The organism is Trinickia caryophylli, assembly GCF_034424545.1.
GTDB lineage: Bacteria > Pseudomonadota > Gammaproteobacteria > Burkholderiales > Burkholderiaceae > Trinickia > Trinickia caryophylli.
The window spans coordinates 1,194,570-1,212,817 of record NZ_CP139971.1 but is presented as its reverse complement, the minus strand read 5'-3'; the positions used below and the strand labels follow the sequence as shown (position 1 = coordinate 1,212,817).

Here is an 18,248-nt window from a genome sequence, read left to right as displayed (position 1 = left end):
AATGCGCGGAAGAAGGGCAGTCCGCGTCGCTCTGCGGATTCGAATCGGTCGTCAGGATCTGATCGGGGCGTAGCAGCCGTCGTCGCCGCATGAGAGTTCGGCGGACGAGTTACCTTCCAGTGGCGGCCGCGATGTCCACGTGCTATTCAGCGCCGCGAGGAAATCTTCCGGCGCCTGCCCCCCGCTGACGGAGATGCGGCGATCAATCAGGAAGTGCGGCACGCTCCGGATGCCGCGCGCATGCGCTTCGGCCTGGTCCGCCTCAACATTGGCTGTGAAGCGGTCGCCGTCGAGGACGTCCGCAACGCTCGGTTCGTCGAGCCCGGCCTCGACCGCGAGGCGCAGGAGCGCGTCCGGATCGAACAGGTTGGCGTGCTCGGAGAAGTAGCCCCGATGGAAACGCTCGATCAACGCCTTCTGCTTGCCGTCAGCACCAGCCAGATAAAGGAGCCGATGGGCATCCAGCGTATCGCCCGCCAGCGTATTCTCGAGATCGTAGGTTATGCCCTCCTGGGCGGCGACCTGCGAGACCTGCTTCAGGATCGGCGCGGCTTTCTGACCTCGGCCGAACTTGTGGGCGATGTGCTCGTCCACGCTGTGCGGCACGACGTTACGCATCAGCCGATACGAGCGGTAGACGACTTTGACCCGGTCACGGCCATCGAACTGGTCGAGGGCCTTGCGGAAGCGGCGGACGCCGATGGGACAGATCGGGCAGATCACGTCGTGCCAGATTTCGACCGTCAGCGCATCCGTCATGGTTTGGTCCTTGTCCAGCATGGCGCGGTCCTCACGAAAAGGCGGCGACGATTACGTCGCGCAGAGGCCGCGGCTTGCGCCCGCTGATCAGCTCGAAATGGCCGGTGACGATGTCGTAGGCGTGCCCGACCATGCCCTTCTTGATCTGGACGACCAGGTCCACGACCCGCCCGGGAAGACCCGCTTGCGCCATGCCGCCTCGAAACTGGTCCTCGGTGACAACCGCGAAGCCGAGCGGCTTGCCGGTGACCTCGGCGACGATGGCCGCTTTCTCCGCGCCGGCGAGACGCTCGGGCCCGGTGATCTCGTAGATCGCACCCGCATGGCTGCCGCTGACCAGCACGGCGGCAGCGGCGGACGCCAGGTCCTCGCGCGCCACATAGCCGACCGATTCCTCACCGAGGCCGATCAGCGCGCCGCTGGCCATCAACATCTGCGCCTCCTGGACGACGACCTCCGCGTAGAGGTTCATGCGCAGGATGGTCCAGCTTGCCGCAGCGCTCATCAGGTGCTGCTCGGCCCCCCAGAACTCGACGTACATCGACGGCGCGGCGAGGTCCTTCGTACCCGCCACCGACACGAGAACGATGTGCTTCACGCCCGCCTCGACGGCGGCGTCGATCGCCGTCACAAACTGCTTCACCCGCGCGCCGGGCTCGATATTGTCGCTCGGGATGAGGACGACCGCGTCGAGACCCTGATAGGCCGCTGCAAGGCTGGCCGGCTGATCGTAGTCGCCGAACCGGCCTTCCGCCGGGGCATGGATGTTTCCCAGGCTGCGCGAGATGCCGACGACGCCGTGACCAGCGTGGCTGGCGATCAGATCCTGAACGATTGCTTTGCCGAGCTGGCCGCTCGCACCACTGACACCGATTTTCATTTGGCACCTTCCGAGTTAGAAACGTTCATCGAGAACATTTGTTCCTGTAAATTCTGCGGCACAAGAACGCACGCGGATGTTCTCCAGGAACATCCATGTTCCTTGCCCTCACGAGAAAGCGGCGACGATGACGTCGCGCAGCGGGCGGGGCTTGCGGCCAGTGATCAGTTCAAAATGGCCGGTGACGATGTCGTAGGCGTGCCCGACCATACCCTGCTTGACCTGGACGAGGAAGTCCACGATCGGCCCGGGAAGACCCGCTTGCGCCATGCCGCCACGAAACTGGTCCTCGGTGACAACCGCGAAGCCGAGTGGCTTGCCGGTGACCTCGGCAACGATCGCCGCTTTCTCCGCGCCGGTGAGACGCTCGGGCCCGGTAATGTCGTAGATCGCACCCGCATGTCTGCCGCTGACCAGCACGGCAGCCGTGGCGGCCGCCAGGTCCTCGCGCGCCACAAAGCCAGCCGACTCCTCGCCAAGGCCGATCAGCGCGCCGCTGGCGATCAGCATTTGCGCCTCCTGGGCGACGACCTCCGCGTAGAGGTTCATGCGCAGAATGGTCCAAGCTGCATCAGCACGGATCAGGTGCTGTTCGGCAACCCAGAAATCAACGTGCATCGACGGCACAGGAAGGTCCTTGGTGCCCGCGTTCGACACCAGGACGATGTGCTTCACGCCCGCTTCGACGGCGGCGTCGATCGCCGCCACGAATTGCTTGGCCCGCGCGCCGGGCATGACATCAACGCTTGGGATGAGGACGACGGCGTCGAGACCCTGATAGGCCGCTGCAAGGCTGGCCGGCTGATCGTAGTCGCCAAACCGGCTTTCCGCCGGGGCCGGGATGTTTTCCGTGTTGCGCGTGATGCCGACGACGCCGTGCCCGGCGTGGCTGGCGATGAGATCCTGAACGATTGCTTTGCCGAGCTGACCGCTCGCGCCACTGACACCGACTTTCATTTAGCACCTTCCGAGTTATAAATATTCATAGAGAACATTTTGTTCCTGTAAACTCGACGGCACAAGAACGCACGCGGATGTTCTCCAGGAACATCCATGTTCCTTTAATGCGGTAGCCGGACTGCGTGCTGCTCGCTTTTAATAGGTAGGAACAATGGGCACGGGACCGACGAAGCAACCAACGATCACGGAGCTTGGGGAGGCAGGCCAGGCGTCGTGTCGCGCGATCATCCAGATCCTCGACCGCGTGGGCGATAAGTGGGCCATCATGGTGATTGGCGCCCTGGCAAATGGCCCGATGCGCTTCAACGCGATGAAGCGGGCCATCATTGGCGTTTCGCACCGCATGCTGACTTTGACGCTGCGCGGTCTTGAGCGTGATGGCCTGGTCGTTCGTCGAGCCTTTCTAACGATTCCTCCGAAGGTGGAATACGAGCTGACGCCCTTGGGACACTCGCTGATCGACCCGCTGTGCATGCTGGTTCGATGGGTACAGTCACACCAGCCAGAAATTGAAGCTGCGCGCTCAGTATTCGACGCACAGCAAACAACCGAACAGAACCGATAGCACCCACTTGGAGCTATGAGGCATCAGCCAAGGCGCTTGGCTTGAAGACATTCCATTCTGGTCGACAGCTTGCCGCTGCGCGCGTGCTGCGTGTGAAGCTCGGGACTACAACGCTTGCCAGCACAAATGCGATGAGTCCCAAGCTGGCATCAGTTAGACGTGATCCGAAGGTGTCGAGTTCGAATCGGAGATCCAGCGGCGCCAAGGCGGCAGCGACTCCCGTTCCGCGCCCAGATACCCAATGGCAAGCGATCCGGGATTGAGCGCCAGAAGCGAATAACCGACGCATTGGCCCGATAGCCCAACAGACAAACTCGGCGCACGCCGAAACATGCAATAAGCTTTCCGACGAGAGGGCCAGTGACAACGCCTGGCAGCATGAGAATCTGTTACCCAACGGAAGGGCCGCGCTGCCGACCCGATTCCCAAGACACGCCGCCACGCACAGTCGCAGCCAGCTGCTGTCCCAGCCGCTGCTCGAATAATGGCTTCCACGGCACGAGCGAAAATCCGTGTTGCCGTCATCGAGCATGGCGTGGCGCCCACTGGCGTGCATGACGCTGCGTCGGTAGATGCCGGCCATGCGCTGCCCGTCGGCCACCGGCCGATGTCCCAGGCCGGTTTCTATGGCGATGTCCTTCGCAGCCTGTGCCACCTCCCGCCCGCGCAGCGTCGCCAGCAGGTTGCGGGCGAGGTCGACACGCTGCCCGCGACGCTCGGCCAGTCCTTGTCCGGCCAAGAAGTCCGCGCGCTCGCTTAGCGCGTTCTGGACCTCGGCCCCAAAGCCCAGATTGCCCAACTCCTTGCCGCCGGCGATCAACTGCTGGTCGAGCCAGGTGGCGCCGATGACGTGGACCTGCCGCTCGATGGGCAGGTGCGATTTCAGTTCCAACGCCACGCCGCCGCCGAGACGTTGCGCGTCGTACTGGCGGCCTCGTTCGGCCAGGTCACCAGGGACACGCCAGACGCCTTCGGCTTTCTCACTCCACGATACCGGCGCGGCGCAGGGCTTCGAGCCGGCGCACATACGCGGCCACTACCTCGCGCAGGTCGCGGTCGGGCACCGCTTGGCCTTGGGCGACGGCCAGGGGGATGATCGGTGCGGTACACGCCATCGACGGCCAGCGCGGCGATGTTGCGGTCGGCAGCGCGCACGTCGGCCGCGCCTTTAACTTCCACTGACCTGCCCCCATCAAACCGGGCCAGTCGGAACCTAGTAAAGTTCGTTTTCGGAGAGGAAGACGAACATGAAGAAGCGCTTTACGGAAGAACAAATCATCGGGTTTCTGAAGGAAGCCGAGGCCGGCATGCCGGTGAAGGAGCTGTGCAGGAAGCACGGCTTCAGTGACGCGTCGTTCTACACGTGGCGCGCGAAGTTCGGCGGCATGGAGGTGCCGGAAGCGCGCCGGTTGAAGGACCTGGAAGTCGAGAACGCGCGGCTGAAGAAGCTACTGGCCGAAGCGATGCTCGACATGGAAGCGCTGAAGGTGGTCGTCAAGGGAAAGCCCTGAGCCCACAAGCCAAGCGCGAGGCAGTGGCGGCGATTCGGGAGAAGGTCGACATCTCGGAGCGCCGTGTCTGCCGGCTTGTTGGGCTGTCTCGCAGCGTGTTGCATTACGAGTCGAAACCGGACCACGAGAACGAAGCGCTAACGGCGCGCCTGGTGGAACTGGCGCATGAGCGCCGGCGGTTCGGCTACCGGCGGCTGCATGCACTCGTGGAGCGCGAGGGCATTCACGCGAACCACAAGCGCGTGCATCGCCTTTACCGTGAGGCTGGGCTGGCCGTGCGACGCCGTCGTCGGCGCCACGGCGTCATGATTGAACGTGAGCAGTTGGCTTTGCCGGGCGGTCCCAATGAGGTTTGGTCAATCGATTTCGTGATGGATGCGCTGTCGAACGGGCGGCGTCTGAAGTGCCTGACTATCGTCGATGACTTCACCAAGGAGTCTGTTGATATCGTCGTGGACCACGGCATGTCCGGCTTGTACGTCGCACGAGCGTTAGACCGGGCAGCACGTTTCCGGGGCTATCCCAAAGCGCTGCGAACGGACCAGGGACCGGAATTTACGAGCCGGGCGCTTGACCAATGGGCCTACGCCAGTGGCGTTACGTTGAAATTGATTCAACCGGGCAAGCCGACGCAGAATGCGTACATCGAATCGTTCAACGGCAAGTTCCGCGACGAATGCCTTAACGAGCATTGGTTCAAGAGCCTTGCACATGCCCGAGCGGTCATCGCGGCGTGGCGTCAGGACTACAACGAGGACCGGCCCCACAGCGCATTGAATTATCTTTCGCCAGCAGAGTTCGCGGCGAAACATCGGGCAACAGCGGATGCTCCTGCCACTTTCCAGGAGCTGGTTTAAAGGGACTTTGCTAGAAGCCGGTTGGCCCTACCGAAGGGGGCAGGTCAACCGGGGTTGGATCTGTGGCCGAGCTTCGAGAGAGGGTATTTGGTCTGAACTCTGGAGGGGGGGCGCTTGGTAGCGGGCGTGCCGCCGATTTGCCGAATGTGTTTAAGGATTGGATCTCTCGTATGAGAGACAACTTTACACAGATGAAGAAGGGGCAACCAATGACAGGATTTCTTTTGCCATTCGAGGATCATCGTTCCACGGAGGCAATGCATGCCTCGGTGACCATTCCATCCTCAGGGAACACTGACTATGCCTGACAAGCATGGCTTTCACGCAGCACTGATCACCCTGGTTTTGCGACTGTTAGTTGTGGGTCTTGTACCGCCAGCCGGTTCGCAGGCCGTTTCGTTTACCACTTTGACCAACAAGCTGAGTAACAGTATGTCCGAGCTGCCGCGCTACGAGAAGTTGCCGCCGTTCAACCCTCATCGCAAGGCGTTTACCTGCGTCTATCAAGATCAGCACGTCCCTGCCGTCGACCCGCAAGCGGAGCAATGGTTTCAGCAGGCGCTGGCACTCGACGATCCGGATATCTTCTATCAGAAACGCGACTACCCGAAGATCTATCAGCTCTATACGCAAGCTGCGGAGCGTAACCATTGGAGGGCGATGCTCAACCTCGCGTCGTTGATCCTCAGTGACTACGCGGTTCCAGAACACGATCCTGAGGTGGCGATTCGCTGGGTGGAAAAGGCGATGAAATTGAAGGTGCCGGATGCATATGACGTGATGGGTGTCTACCACCAGAACGGGCTTGTCAAGGGAGGGGGCGCCACAAGTGCTTATGCGTTCTTCCAACGCGCGGCCGAGCTGGGTAGCCCAGCGGCCATGACTTTTCTCGGCGACAAACTTGCTGCGACCTATGACGATCCCAGCCAGGGATTTTGGAGCAATGTTCCCGTAGCAACTGAAATGCTGCAGTGCGCATTGGCACAGGGGTATGGAGATGCTGCGGAAGCGTTGGGATACCTCTACAAGGGCACCACGCCTGAATCCAAGCTCCGGGCCTTAAGGGTGTTTCATGAGGGGGTAAAACTCGGCAGTGCAAAATGTGCAAACACGCTATATTCCGAGTTTAATGGTATGAACCTCACGAATGGCCGCAATATCGTAGGCCACCTCGACAAGGCTCGTGCGGAGCGGTACAGCAAACTTGGCGACGCACTCGAATTCTACGGTGGTCGTTTAAAGTTACCCAATCTAGACAAGGTCCTGCCGCTACCGCCCGCTCCGTTACCCAAATGGGATGGTAATGGGAGGACGCTGGTGGATGGTGCAAAGGCTGTGACGCCATCGTCCCAGAGGTCGCAACAGGGGGAATCGTTAAATGAGCGCGAGCGTATCCCACAAGGCTATGCCGTGGCACCGCTAGGACAAAGTGCTGGTAAAGTCGCAGGCGACCAACTCGTGCCGCAAGACGGGTACTGGCTTGCACTGTACGGCGCAGAGTCGCTGCCGAAGTCGCAATTGCTGCCCGCCCGCCATAATGTTCCCGAGTGGTACGCGGCTGGAGAGCGCTTCGAACCATCGAAACACGACTGGCTGCCAGCCGAGCGGGTGCAGTGGCACTATCTCGGTGAGGCGTATGCATTGCCTCCGCAACGAGCGGACTTTGTGACCCATATGGTCAACGTCGGACTGCTGCGTGAAGTCGCGAAGCCAAGTTCGCGGATTCAATGCAACGGCGGGCAGCTTTGCCCGAAAATTGGAATATGGGAGGGTCGCGTCGTAGACGATCATCCTCTTGCTGGGCTATACAACCGGTGGGACCAGCAGGCTTTCGTCGAAAAGGATGCGGCGTTTCCAAACCCTGCCGCACGGTTCATCGATATTGGCGTGACGGACATCCGATGGACCTACCTGGGTAGCCCGAACGAGGAAACGGGTACGCCGGGTGTCCTAAATATCCGGCTGTAGTTCCTGCGACGCTCGATTGCTGCCAGCATCAGGGAAACATGACCGTAAAGGAGAACGTATTGTCTCGTCAGGTTATTGTCGTAGGTGACACGCTGGCACCGCATGGGGGGACCGTTACGACGGGATCGAAAGAAGACATCGTCGACGGCAAGCCCATCGCGCGCAAGGGCGACACAGTGGAATGCAAAGAGCACGGCCAGCAGACCATCGCGGAGGGCGATGAAGCAAGCATGCTCAGCGGCAGCCCGGTAGCGTTGCACGGACACCGCGTGACATGTGGGTGCACGCTGGTGAGCCGGGGATCTACGATTTCCATGGGATGAAGGCGCATCTTTTCGCCATCTGATGAGGGCTCAAATGATGACTTGGGCCGGCAAGTCGTTGTTCGTCGCGATTGCGATGCTGTTCGCGGCTCGAAGGCTTTGCCGCTAGCCCCGTGCCCTTACCGGAATGGAACGGCAATGTCAAAACGCTGATCGACGAAGCGAAGGCCGTGACTGCACGACCGAGACCGCAGCGGGGTGCAAACCTGTAAGGCGAGACTTTGTCTGCCTCTTGCATATAGCGCCACGACGAAAACAAAACAACGACATAACGGCCACGACTATGCGTTAACGCGCAGCGATCGGGCACTACAGCGGGGAAACGCATCGGCTCCCGCCCGGCGAGCCACACTAAGAGGCCAACCATCCCAGGAGGAGAACACGGTTGAGCGATTTCCACGAAGGAGCACGCTTCGTCATTCCCGGCAACGAGAACCCCGCAACACGCGACATTTTCTCGACGGCCATCGTTGCCTCGATGGCGCTCAAGGGCAAGCCGGTCCGATGCAGCGGCTTGGTTCCGGGCGTCACGATGTTGATCAGCAGTGGCGGATTGCGGCCGCAGCACGGAGGAGAGGCAGAATCGCTGGCCGCAGACGTTTGGGCACTCATTGCGCCGAAGTTGACGGAGTGGCTACAGATGCTCGCACCACCGGCCGGCGTGACGATGCGGCTGGCCGACCTATGGATCGAGATCGGCTGGGACGCGCGGACCGTCATCGCTCCAGGGGCGATGGATGTTGTCGTGACGCACGAGCCGTCCACAGTGACAGCCTACACGCGCCAGCGTCGGCAGCGCCCGCTGATAGAGCGCTCCATGACGGCCGAAGAACTCCACGATAGACGATGGTCCAAGGTCAGACATTGCCTTATCGATGCGATGTTCCCGACTCGAGCGGCGAGCGCACAGCGGCTCGCGCGACTGCCGGGACTGGTTCGGTACCGTGTGACCGGAGCGATGGCGGCGTGGCACGCATGGCGCGAAGCGGTCGATGCGCTGCTTCCGTCGCAGCCGATGACGGAAACGCTGAAGGCGATGCCCATTCCGCGCATGATGAGGCGGGTTCAACTACAGGCGAAAGACTTGTTGCCAATCGGAGCCGAAGGTTTTTCCGCTTTTCAAATTGCAACCGCTGCGTCGTACAGCGCTGTGTGGCTGGCATTCGAGGTTCGCAGCGGTATCTTTTATGAGCCGACGCCGCCGCTGCACCGGCTGCTCGATGCCGCGTACATTGCCGACGACGTGCCTATCGGCATGCTGAGTTTGCCCGTGGAGACGCTGTGCATCATTCCAGAGCCGGGCCGATGGGGGCGTCCGAAGGGTGTCGAAGCGATCGGAATTTTCCGATATGCGCAGTCGATAAGCTTCGTAGCCTGGATGGGGGCGTTCGACGAAAACAGTGAACTTTATATGGAGGCACTCAATTTGCCGACCGGCGAGCCGGATAAGACACTCCGTCAGCTGATCGATGAAGAGTTCGGCAGCGCGAGTTCTGAAAACGAGCAGGCGAAGGAGATTTGGCGCAACGCACTCGACTACGCCCTCAAGATGCTGCTATATCTGAACGCACGCGATGCACAGGTCGTGCACGATCGTGCCTATTCGAGCGCGCCGCGCGATTTCAATGGATTGGGAAAACGCCGGCGCGTGGAGCGGCTGGCAGAGATAGACATGCTGTACGACAAGCACATCGTCGGGCCCGCGATTCTCGATATGGCCCCTGTCGCATTGTTGCCGCCAGATTGCACTGAGCATCGAGAAGTTCGTGGCCACTGGCGGCGCCCGCATTTCAAAATGCAGCCGCACGGACCGAATGCGTCGTTGCGCAAGCTCGTTTTTATCGGGCCCACCATCGTGCGGTCGGACCGATTGGGGCTTTAATCACACTCGTTGCGACGTCAGGAGCAGATTCGTCATGTACTCGACCGATGCAGGCTTACCGGCCTCCCTTCCGGCGCAGCGCAAGCAACGAAAGCGATGGCGGCAAAAGCAGGTTGCCATCGGCGCGCTGGCGGTCGTGGTTGCGGGCCTATTATCGGTATCGCCAACCGCGTTCTGCAAGCCGACAGGCGATGATCCATTCGGAATGAGGCCATATAAGCCATGCGATGAGAAAGTCAAAACCAATCTCTCCGAAGCAGAGGAGTCGCTGAACGACCTCGGCAACCGCATCCCCCCAGTGCCGCCTGAAAAGGCGGCATTCTTTGCCCGCGAGGACCCGCATATTTTCGAAACGCACGATCCGGCGCGTATGGAAGCCTTGTTTGGTGATCGGTTTTACCCCCTTTGGAACGTGCACAACAGCGTGCGTGATTTAGCTGCCGAGATGAAGCGCTTTACCGAAGCTCAACAAGGGCTGCTTTCGGCCACCGAGCAACTGTGGCGTACGAGCAGGCTGCTGAACGATTTTACGAGCACGATGGCTGCGCTGACGCTCGTTGCAGTGGCGCGCACACGTAAGGAAGAGCAAGCCTCACAGCCTGTTCTGAGCGATGAGGAGATCACGGTTTTCCAGGAGAACGTTCAAGGTATCGCGATGTACGTAGCGGAGTATGGTCGCTGCCGCGCTACGTTGGAGGATCGGCAACGGCGCCGATGAGCGGCCCGCCTATGCCTGCCCCTGCGACAAAACGAAGCGGCCGCCTCTGCGCGCCGGATGAAGGAGAGCGGTCGAAACACGCATCCGAAGCAAGAATCGGATACAAATCGAGCCGCACGTGACAGCAAGTTACTTCTTCTCCCGCGCGGCAGTCGGTATCATGTGAGCACTCCGTTCAAGAAACTGCAAAAAGGAAGAGCGACGTGCACGTCGGCGAGCGTTTCAACAGCATCAGCCATCTCGTTGGCGCCGTATTGTCGGTGGCGGGGCTGGTCACGCTCGTGACGCTGGGTGCGCTCGACGGCGACGCTTACAAGGTCGTGAGCTTCAGCGTCTATGGCGCAATGCTGATCGTCCTGTACGCCATATCCACGCTTTACCACAGCGTGCGCGGCGAGCGCCTCAAAGCCATTCTGCAGAAGTGCGACCACTCGGCGATCTACCTCTTGATCGCCGGCAGCTACACCCCTTTCACGCTCGTCACGCTGCGCGGCCCCTGGGGCTGGTCGCTGTTTGGCGCGAGCTGGGGGCTCGCGGCACTCGGCATCGCTCAAGAGCTGACGCTGGGCCGGCGCACACGTATTTTGTCGATGACGCTATACGTCGTAATGGGGTGGCTCGCGCTTATCGCCATCGGGCCGCTGACTCACGCGTTGCCGCCCGGCGGGACCGCCTGGCTCGTGACCGGCGGCATCGTCTATAGCGCCGGGATCTATTTTTTCCTCAATGACGAGCGCATCCGCCACGGCCACGGCATCTGGCATTTGTTCGTGTTGGCAGGCAGCCTTTGCCAGTTCGTCAGCGTCGCGCGCTACGTCGCATGACGCAGGCCGCCGCGCGGCAGTTCGGGCCGTGCCCAGGCCGAGGCATCTGAACGGGCGGCCCTCCGCCCTGGCGTCAGGCCCGCTGCCACGCGTGTCACGCAGCCTTACTGCTCGATCTGCCGGTTCCAGCGCGTGTCCCACTGCGCGCGCCGTGCGTTGATCGCAGTCCAATCCACCACCGTGGCCTTGCGGACGAGATCGTCGATATTGCCGAGGCTTTGCTGCATCGCAGGCGGCATCCTGGCCTGACGATTCGTCGGGATCTGTTTGCCGGCCTCGGCCGCCTTGGCCTGTGCCGGCGCGGAAAGCAGAAACTGCGCGAGTTTTTGCGCCAGTTGCGGATCGGGATTGTTCGCAACCACGCACAAGTCCACGAGCAGCAGCACAGGCCCTTCCTTCGGGTTCGCATAGGCGACAGGAATACCCTTGTCCTGCAAGTCGCTCACCGCGGTCGGCGTCAGCGGAAAGAGCCCGGCCTCGCCTGTCTGAACCATTTCGGAGATCTTCGCCGAATTCGGAATGTATTCGACGACGTTCGGCCCCACCGTGGTGGCCCATTTGCTGAACGCCGGTTCGACGTTCTGTTCGCTGCCGCCCAGCAATCGGTTGATGGCAAGAAAGCCATGCAACCCGAACGTGCTGCTGGACGCCGATTGGAACACGACCTTGCCCTTGTACTTCGGGTCCGCGAAATCCATCCACGACGTCGGCGCTGCCCAGCCCTTCTCGGTGAACAGTTTCTTGTTGTAAGCGATGCCGGTCATCCCCAACTGCACGCCCGCGCCCATGTCGTCCTTCATCCGCGCGAACGGATACAGTTCCTTGAGTACAGGCGAATCGTCGAGCTTCTGGCACACGCCCAGGCTGACCGCGCGCGCCATCACGCCGTCGTCGAGGAACGCAACGTGGATCTGTGGCTTGTTGCGGTTCGCCAGCAGTTTAGCCAGCACGTCCGACGAGGTGCCGGGCACGACGACCACCTTCACGCCGTTCGCCTTCTCGAAGTCGGGCAGGACCTGGCTCGTGTAGGCCTTTTCCATCGGCCCGCCGTTCATGCCGATGTAGATCGTCTTCGTTTGCGCGAACGCGGGGGCACTCGCGCCCGCGACACAGAATGCGGCGGCCGCCGCGATCGTTCCGAGCAGTTTCATCGAGGGGTCTCCTCTTGAGGGAAAGGGGCAGCCGGTGCGGCCTGCGGCACCACGGGACGGCCGATGAACCGGCCGATCGAGAATGCGTCGAGCGGCGTCGCCGTTTCGCCGGCCGTGACGAGGTCTGCAAGGACTTCGCCAACACCCGGCGCGAGCAGGAAGCCGCCGCCGGAAAAACCGAACGCATGCAGCAGGCGCGGCGTCGTACGGCTCGCGCCGATAATCGGGTTGTGGTCGGGCGTGCAGCCTTCCACGCCGCTCCAGGTGCGAATCAGCAGCGCGTCGCGTAGTGCGGGCAGCAGGGCGCAGGCATCGCGCATTACCGCACGGGTGGTGTCGACGGAGGGTTGTGCGAATTCGCCGTCGCCCTGGCCGCGTCCGCCGCCGATCACGCAGTTGCCGCGCGCGACCTGCCGTGCGTACACCCCGCCGCCGTACACGCCCAGATTGTGCGTAATGAACGGAGGCAGCGGCTCGGTCACCCACATGTTTGGATAAATCGGCTGCATCGGTACCGCTTCGCCGAAGCGCCCGGCGATCGTGTTCGCCCATGCGCCGGCCGAGTTGATCAACCACGAGGCGGTGCTCGTACGGTCCGCGGCGCGCAGATAAAAGCGTTCGCCGTCGTGGCGAACATCTTTTACGTCGGTGTGTTCGAAGATGTCCGCACCCGCTGTGCGGGCCGCGCGCGCGAACGCGGGCGACACGAGGCGCGGGTTCGCATGGCCGTCGGTCGCGCAAAGCGAGCCGCCGAGCGCCGCGCGGCCGAGCCACGGATAGCGCGCGCGAAAGGTGCTGCCGCTCATGACCTGCAGCGGCAGTCCGTGTTCGCCGGCGAGCACGGCGTAGTCGTGGAGCGCATCGAGGTCGGCGTCGCTGCGCGCAAGCCTCAGGTGGCCCGATACGACGAATTCGCCGTCGGTTCCGATCAGCTCGGGCAGGCGGTCCCAGATCCGGCGCGCGCGCAGCGCGAGTGGCAGCTGTTCGGCCGGGCGTCCCTGGCAGCGCACGCCCCCGTAGTTCACGCCGCTTGCCTGTGCGCCGCAATCGCGCCGCTCGAACAGTCCCACGCGCAAGCCGCGCCGCGCGAGGGCCAGCGCGGCCGATGCGCCAACGAGCCCGCCACCGACGATCGCAACATCGTAATGGCGGCCCTCATTCATCGCGAGCCTCGTCGGGAATCGCCGCGACTTCGTCGCCCGCGAGCGCGGCCGCAATCGGAAACGGCTTCACGGGCGGCTGCGCGCGCAGCCGGCCCACGTCGGCGAGCGGCCGCCCCGTCTCGGCGGCGAGCACGAGCGCGGCCGCGTCGCCGCACATGCGGCCCTGGCAGCGCCCCATTCCCACGCGCGTCAGTGCCTTCAGCCGGTTGAGTTCCGTTGCCTGTCCGCTCCGGATGCAGCGGCGCAAGGTGCCGGCATCGACTTCCTCGCAACGGCAGACGATCGTCTCGTCGGGGCAGTGTGTCACCTGCCCGACTGGCGGCGCGAACGCAGCTTCCAGGCCGGCGCGGAATGCGCCGAGCCGCGCGAGCGTGCGTTCGAGCGCGGCTGCATCGGGCTTGCCGGCGGGCGCGGGCGATGCGACGCCGGCATCGCCGAGCAGCGCGAGCGCCGCTCGGCGCCCGGACGCTTCGGCCGCATCGGCGCCCGCGATGCCGGCGCCGTCTCCGGCGACATAGATGCCACGCACCGACGTGCGGCCGGCCGTGTCGCGCTCGGGCAGCCAGGCGCGGTTCAGCGGATCGAAGCGAAAGCGGCAGCCGGCCAGATCGGCCAGTTGCGTTTCCGAACGCAGGCCGAAGCCGAGGCCCAGCGCGTCGCACTCGAGCGTGCCTCGCGGCGTATCGCTGTTGGCGGCGGCCGGCCGCCACACGAGGCCGCTCACGTGCCGCTCGCCGAGCACGCGCTCGAGCATGACGCCCGTCTCGATCCTGACGCCATGCGCGCGCAGCCAGCCGATGTAGTAAAGACCTTTGGCGAACGTCGACGGCACCCGCAGCAGCGCGGGCGCGGCGGTGGCCTGCTGCCTTAATGCGCTCGTATCGAGCACGGCCGCGACCAGCGCGCCTGCCTTCGCATATTGATAGGCCACGAGGTACAGCAGGGGGCCTGTGCCGGCGAACACCACACGGTGGCCGATCGCGCAGCCCTGGGCCTTGAGTGCCACTTGCGCGCCGCCCAGCGTGTAGACGCCCGGGAGCGTCCAGCCCGGCACGGGCAGCACGCGATCGGTCGCGCCGCTGGCGATGATCAGATGCGAGAACGGCACGGTTGCCTCGCGGCCGTCTTGCAGCGTGTCGAGCCGCCCCGCGCCGCAGGCCCATGCGAGCGTGTTCGGCCGGTAATCGATGTGCGGCAGCAAGGCGGCCATCGTCCGATGCACAGCGTCGGCCTTCGCGGCCTCGAAGCCATAGAGCGCGGCTTTGCCGCGCACAAAGCCGCCGTCGGCTGGCGGCTGCCGATAGATTTGCCCGCCCCAGCGGGCGTTCTCGTCGATCACGACCGGGCGCAGCCCCGCGTCGACGAGCGCTTCCGCCGCCCGCACGCCGGCCGGCCCAGCGCCGACGATCACGGGCTTGAGCGTGCCGTTCATCGCACGCCCCCGCTGGTTGCCCCGGGCGCGTCGGTCAGGATCCGCATGCCGTCCGCGATCGGCGTGGAACAGGCGCGCACGCGGGCGCCGTCTTCCGTGCGTACCCAGCAGTCCTGGCATGCGCCGATCAGGCAGAAGCCGGCGCGCGGCCTCCCGCCGAATTCGCTCGTGCGCACGCGGCGCTGGGCGAGGAGGATCGCCGTCAGCACGGTATCGCCAGCGAGTGCCTGCGCGGGCCGGCCGTCGAGCGAGAAGGCAACGCTCGGGCGGTCGCATTCGGCCAGGCGTACGAACTGAGCATCGTCGATCGCGGTGGCGGCTGGACGAAAAACGGGTGTCGTCGTCATCAATGTTGGCCGATCAGGATGCGGTTGAGGCCGTACACGCGATCGAGCAGCAGCATCGCGCCGGCCGTGATGAAGATGACGAGCGCCGATACCGACGCCATCATCGGATCGATCGACTCGGTCGCATACATGTACATGCGCACGGGCAGCGTGACCGTCTGCGGCGACGTGATGAAAATCGACATCGTCAACTCGTCGAAGCTGTTGATGAATGCGAGCAGCCAGCCGCCCGTGATGCCGGGCAGAATCATCGGCAGCGTGACGCGGCGAAACGTGGTCCACGCATCTGCGCCGAGCGAGCATGCGGCCTGCTCGACACTGCGATCGAGGCCGGTGACGGATGCAAGCACGAGCCGCATGACGAACGGCGTGATGATGATCATGTGTGCGAGCACGAGCCACGAAAACGAGCCGGTTGCGCCGATCAGGGCGAAGAAGCGCAACAGCGCGATGCCGAGCACGAGGCCCGGAATCACGAGCGGCGAGAGCAGCAGCGCGTTCAGGAATGCGCGGCCCGGAAACGTCGCGCGGCCGATCGCGAGACCGGCAGGCAGCGCGATCGCGAGCGACAGCGTGGCCGAAGCGAACGCGAGCTTCACGCTGTTGCCGAATGCGGTGACGAAGTCGGGATAGTCGAGAATCGCGCGGAACCAGCGCAGCGAGAGACCGTGCGCCGGCAGCGTCAGCGTTTCGTCGGGCGTGAACGCAACGAGCACGACGATGGCGAGCGGCGCCAGCACGAAAAGCATCACGAGCGTGTGGAACGCGAGCGCGAACGGGCCGTTTTTTCTCATCGGGATGCGCCTCCGAGGCTGCGCGCGTAGCGGCGTTCGAGCACGCGGTAATACGTGAGCATGATCGCAAGGTTCGCGACCAACAGCAGCATCGCGATCGCCGCGCCGAGCGGCCAGTTGAGCGAGCCGAGGAACTCGTCGTAGACGGCCGTGGCCGCGACCTTGAGCCGGCGGCCGCCGAGCAGCCCGGGAATCGCGAACGCGCTTGCGGAGAGCCCGAATACCATCAGGCTGCCGGACAGTACGCCCGGCGCGAGCTGCGGCAGCACGATGCGGCGCAGCGTCGTGAATGGGGACGCGCCGAGCGAGAGCGCCGCGTGCTCGGTTTGTGGATCGAGCCGCTGCAGCGCGGTCCATACCGGGATCACCATGAACGGCAGCATGACGTGCACGAGTGCGATCACGATTGCGAACGTGGTGTATTCGAGCTTGTATGGGCCGAGGCCGATCACGCTCAGCGCGTGATTCACGAGCCCATTCGTGTTGAGCAGCATGCTCCATCCGAAGGCGCGTACGACCACCGATACGAGCAGCGGCGCCAGGATCGCGAGCAGAAAGAGCGAGCGCCAGGGGTCGCGCATCCGCGCGAGCACGTAGGCTTCCGGCGTACCGATCGCGACGCAGATCGCGGTGGTCAGGGCGGCGATGCCGAATGTGCGGGCAAAGATCGTATGGAAGTAGGAGGAGCCGAGCACTTCCGCGTAGTTGCCGAACTGGAGCGCGGCAATCGGGCCCGTGGCCGGATCGAACCGATAAAGCGCGAGCAGGAACGTCATCGCAAGCGGCACGAGCACGAGTGCCGCGAAGAGCGCGAATGCGGGTGCGCACATCAACCATAGCGGTGCATAAGCGGACCACGTGGCACGCATCGATACGCGCGGCACCCGGGCGACGGCGATGCCCTGGGCGTTCTCCTCGGCCGTATCGGTTTTCGGCTGTGCGAGGCCGGCTGCCGCGCCTTCGGCCGGCAGCGGACGGGAAGGCTGAGCCATTCAGGCCTCCCGACGCATCACGCGCACCGCGTCGCTGTGCCAGTCGACGCTTACCGGCGCGCCCTCCGCGAGCGGCTCCGTGCCTTCGTTCTGGCAGCACACGAGCACTTCGCCGAGCGCGCTGTCCACGCGGTAGAGCCATTGGCTGCCGAGGAAAAAGCGGCTCGTGACGGTGGCGGCGAGGCGGCCCGCGCCGGGCGCGCACAGCCGCAGCTTCTCTGGGCGGATGCACAGCGACACGCGCTCGCCGATGCGTATGTCGCGCTCGCGCGGCGGCAGGTGGGCGGTGCGGCCCGTTTCGGCCAGATCGTGACCGAGATCGATGCGGATCGCCTCGCCGTCGTGCGCGACGACGGTGCCTGGCAGCAGATTCGCCTTGCCGATGAACTGCGACACGAAATGGTTTTCGGGGCGTTCGTACGCATGGTAGGGCGTATCGATCTGCGTAATGCGGCCCGAATCCATGACAACGACGCGGTCGCTGATAGACAGCGCCTCCGACTGATCGTGCGTGACCATGATCGTGGTGGTGCCGATCTTGCGCTGGATCGCGCGCAGCTCGAACTGCATCTCCTCGCGCAGTTTGGCGTCGAGATTCGACATCGGTTCGTCGAGCAACAGCACAGGCGGCTCGATGACGACGGCGCGCGCGATGGCGACACGCTGGCGCTGGCCACCCGACAATTCGCGCGGGAAACGGTGTGCGAGCGTATCGAGGCGTACGAGCGACAAGGCCGCGCCGATGCGCTCGGCGCGCTCGGCCTTCTCGACGCCGCGCATGTCGAGTCCGAAGCCGACGTTCTCGGCCACGCTCATGTGCGGAAAGAGCGCGTAGCTCTGGAACACGATGCCGAGCCCGCGGCGGTTTGGCTTCACGTGCGTGATATCCCGCCCGTCAAGGGTAATGCGCCCGTGTGTGACGTCGAGAAAGCCGGCGATCATCTGCAGCGTCGTCGTCTTGCCGCAACCCGACGGCCCGAGCAGCGACACGAATTCGCCTTTTTCGACCGACAGGTTGACGTCGGCAACCGCAACGAGTTCGCCGAACGATTTCGTCAGATCCGTGAGCGTGAGAAACGACATGGGAGCCTCGGGGTTCGCACACCGCATGGGCCGGTGCGT

The 18,248-nt window shown here is 63.7% G+C and carries 17 protein-coding genes and 1 pseudogene; 7 read left to right on the top strand and 11 right to left on the bottom strand.

What is annotated here, in order from left to right:
* Nucleotides 1-51 precede the first annotated feature (51 nt).
* From U0034_RS24590 to U0034_RS24580, 3 genes are all read right to left on the bottom strand, one after another.
* Nucleotides 52-780 (bottom strand): DsbA family oxidoreductase, encoded by a 729-nt coding sequence (locus tag U0034_RS24590; protein WP_085230699.1) that lies wholly within the window; start codon nucleotides 778-780, stop codon nucleotides 52-54.
* Nucleotides 781-790: 10 nt separating this feature from the next.
* Nucleotides 791-1,639, bottom strand: a complete 849-nt coding sequence (locus tag U0034_RS24585; RefSeq protein ID WP_085230700.1) for an NAD(P)H-binding protein — start codon at nucleotides 1,637-1,639, stop codon at nucleotides 791-793.
* A 108-nt stretch (nucleotides 1,640-1,747) separates the two neighbouring features.
* Entirely contained in the window at nucleotides 1,748-2,596 is an 849-nt protein-coding gene (locus U0034_RS24580; RefSeq protein WP_085230701.1) for an NAD(P)H-binding protein, read from the bottom strand.
* A gap of 154 nt (nucleotides 2,597-2,750) precedes the next feature.
* Here U0034_RS24580 and U0034_RS24575 point away from each other — a divergent pair, with 154 nt between their 5' ends.
* The gene (locus tag U0034_RS24575) at nucleotides 2,751-3,164 is read left to right on the top strand and encodes a winged helix-turn-helix transcriptional regulator (RefSeq protein WP_085230702.1); all 414 of its coding nucleotides are present in this window, start codon (nucleotides 2,751-2,753) and stop codon (nucleotides 3,162-3,164) included.
* A 389-nt stretch (nucleotides 3,165-3,553) separates the two neighbouring features.
* Here U0034_RS24575 and U0034_RS24570 read toward each other — a convergent pair.
* A pseudogene (locus U0034_RS24570) lies at nucleotides 3,554-4,352 on the bottom strand (DUF3363 domain-containing protein); the annotation flags it as partial.
* Nucleotides 4,353-4,411: 59 nt separating this feature from the next.
* Here U0034_RS24570 and U0034_RS24565 point away from each other — a divergent pair.
* The 6 genes from U0034_RS24565 to trhA all read left to right on the top strand — a co-directional run bounded on the left by U0034_RS24565 (nucleotide 4,412) and on the right by trhA (nucleotide 11,247).
* Nucleotides 4,412-5,532, top strand: a protein-coding gene (locus U0034_RS24565; protein WP_102623166.1) for an IS3 family transposase whose coding sequence is annotated in 2 segments (ribosomal slippage) — nucleotides 4,412-4,670 and nucleotides 4,670-5,532 — 1,122 coding nt in all. Because the reading frame shifts where the segments join, the coding sequence is not laid out codon by codon here.
* Nucleotides 5,533-5,832: 300 nt separating this feature from the next.
* The gene (locus U0034_RS24560) at nucleotides 5,833-7,500 is read left to right on the top strand and encodes a tetratricopeptide repeat protein (RefSeq protein WP_386092448.1); all 1,668 of its coding nucleotides are present in this window, start codon (nucleotides 5,833-5,835) and stop codon (nucleotides 7,498-7,500) included.
* Nucleotides 7,501-7,538: 38 nt separating this feature from the next.
* On the top strand, nucleotides 7,539-7,823 hold the full coding sequence (locus tag U0034_RS24555; RefSeq protein WP_254902572.1) for a PAAR domain-containing protein: 285 nt from the start codon (nucleotides 7,539-7,541) through the stop codon (nucleotides 7,821-7,823).
* Nucleotides 7,824-8,301: 478 nt separating this feature from the next.
* Nucleotides 8,302-9,705 (top strand): hypothetical protein, encoded by a 1,404-nt coding sequence (locus U0034_RS24550; RefSeq protein WP_233211940.1) that lies wholly within the window; start codon nucleotides 8,302-8,304, stop codon nucleotides 9,703-9,705.
* Nucleotides 9,706-9,739: 34 nt separating this feature from the next.
* On the top strand, nucleotides 9,740-10,423 hold the full coding sequence (locus U0034_RS24545; RefSeq protein WP_085229065.1) for a hypothetical protein: 684 nt from the start codon (nucleotides 9,740-9,742) through the stop codon (nucleotides 10,421-10,423).
* 203 nt (nucleotides 10,424-10,626) lie between these two features.
* Nucleotides 10,627-11,247, top strand: a complete 621-nt coding sequence (gene trhA, locus U0034_RS24540; RefSeq protein WP_085229064.1) for a PAQR family membrane homeostasis protein TrhA — start codon at nucleotides 10,627-10,629, stop codon at nucleotides 11,245-11,247.
* Nucleotides 11,248-11,351: 104 nt separating this feature from the next.
* On the opposite strand, the gene U0034_RS24535 is transcribed toward trhA, so the two are convergent.
* The 7 genes from U0034_RS24535 to U0034_RS24505 are packed head-to-tail and all read right to left on the bottom strand — an operon-like array spanning nucleotide 11,352 to nucleotide 18,209.
* Nucleotides 11,352-12,398: an ABC transporter substrate-binding protein gene (locus tag U0034_RS24535; protein ID WP_085229063.1), complete on the bottom strand. Its 1,047-nt coding sequence runs from the start codon at nucleotides 12,396-12,398 to the stop codon at nucleotides 11,352-11,354.
* The gene (locus U0034_RS24530) at nucleotides 12,395-13,561 is read right to left on the bottom strand and encodes an NAD(P)/FAD-dependent oxidoreductase (RefSeq protein WP_085229062.1); all 1,167 of its coding nucleotides are present in this window, start codon (nucleotides 13,559-13,561) and stop codon (nucleotides 12,395-12,397) included. Before U0034_RS24530 ends, U0034_RS24535 begins: the two co-directional genes overlap by 4 nt.
* The gene (locus U0034_RS24525; protein WP_085229061.1) at nucleotides 13,554-14,993 is read right to left on the bottom strand and encodes an FAD/NAD(P)-dependent oxidoreductase; all 1,440 of its coding nucleotides are present in this window, start codon (nucleotides 14,991-14,993) and stop codon (nucleotides 13,554-13,556) included. Before U0034_RS24525 ends, U0034_RS24530 begins: the two co-directional genes overlap by 8 nt.
* The gene (locus U0034_RS24520) at nucleotides 14,990-15,340 is read right to left on the bottom strand and encodes a (2Fe-2S)-binding protein (protein ID WP_085229060.1); all 351 of its coding nucleotides are present in this window, start codon (nucleotides 15,338-15,340) and stop codon (nucleotides 14,990-14,992) included. Before U0034_RS24520 ends, U0034_RS24525 begins: the two co-directional genes overlap by 4 nt.
* Nucleotides 15,340-16,134: an ABC transporter permease gene (locus tag U0034_RS24515; protein WP_085229059.1), complete on the bottom strand. Its 795-nt coding sequence runs from the start codon at nucleotides 16,132-16,134 to the stop codon at nucleotides 15,340-15,342. Before U0034_RS24515 ends, U0034_RS24520 begins: the two co-directional genes overlap by 1 nt.
* Complete coding sequence (locus U0034_RS24510) at nucleotides 16,131-17,126, bottom strand: ABC transporter permease (protein ID WP_085229058.1); 996 nt, start codon at nucleotides 17,124-17,126, stop codon at nucleotides 16,131-16,133. Before U0034_RS24510 ends, U0034_RS24515 begins: the two co-directional genes overlap by 4 nt.
* The gene (locus U0034_RS24505) at nucleotides 17,127-18,209 is read right to left on the bottom strand and encodes an ABC transporter ATP-binding protein (protein ID WP_085229057.1); all 1,083 of its coding nucleotides are present in this window, start codon (nucleotides 18,207-18,209) and stop codon (nucleotides 17,127-17,129) included. It lies immediately after the preceding gene.
* Nucleotides 18,210-18,248 lie beyond the last annotated feature (39 nt).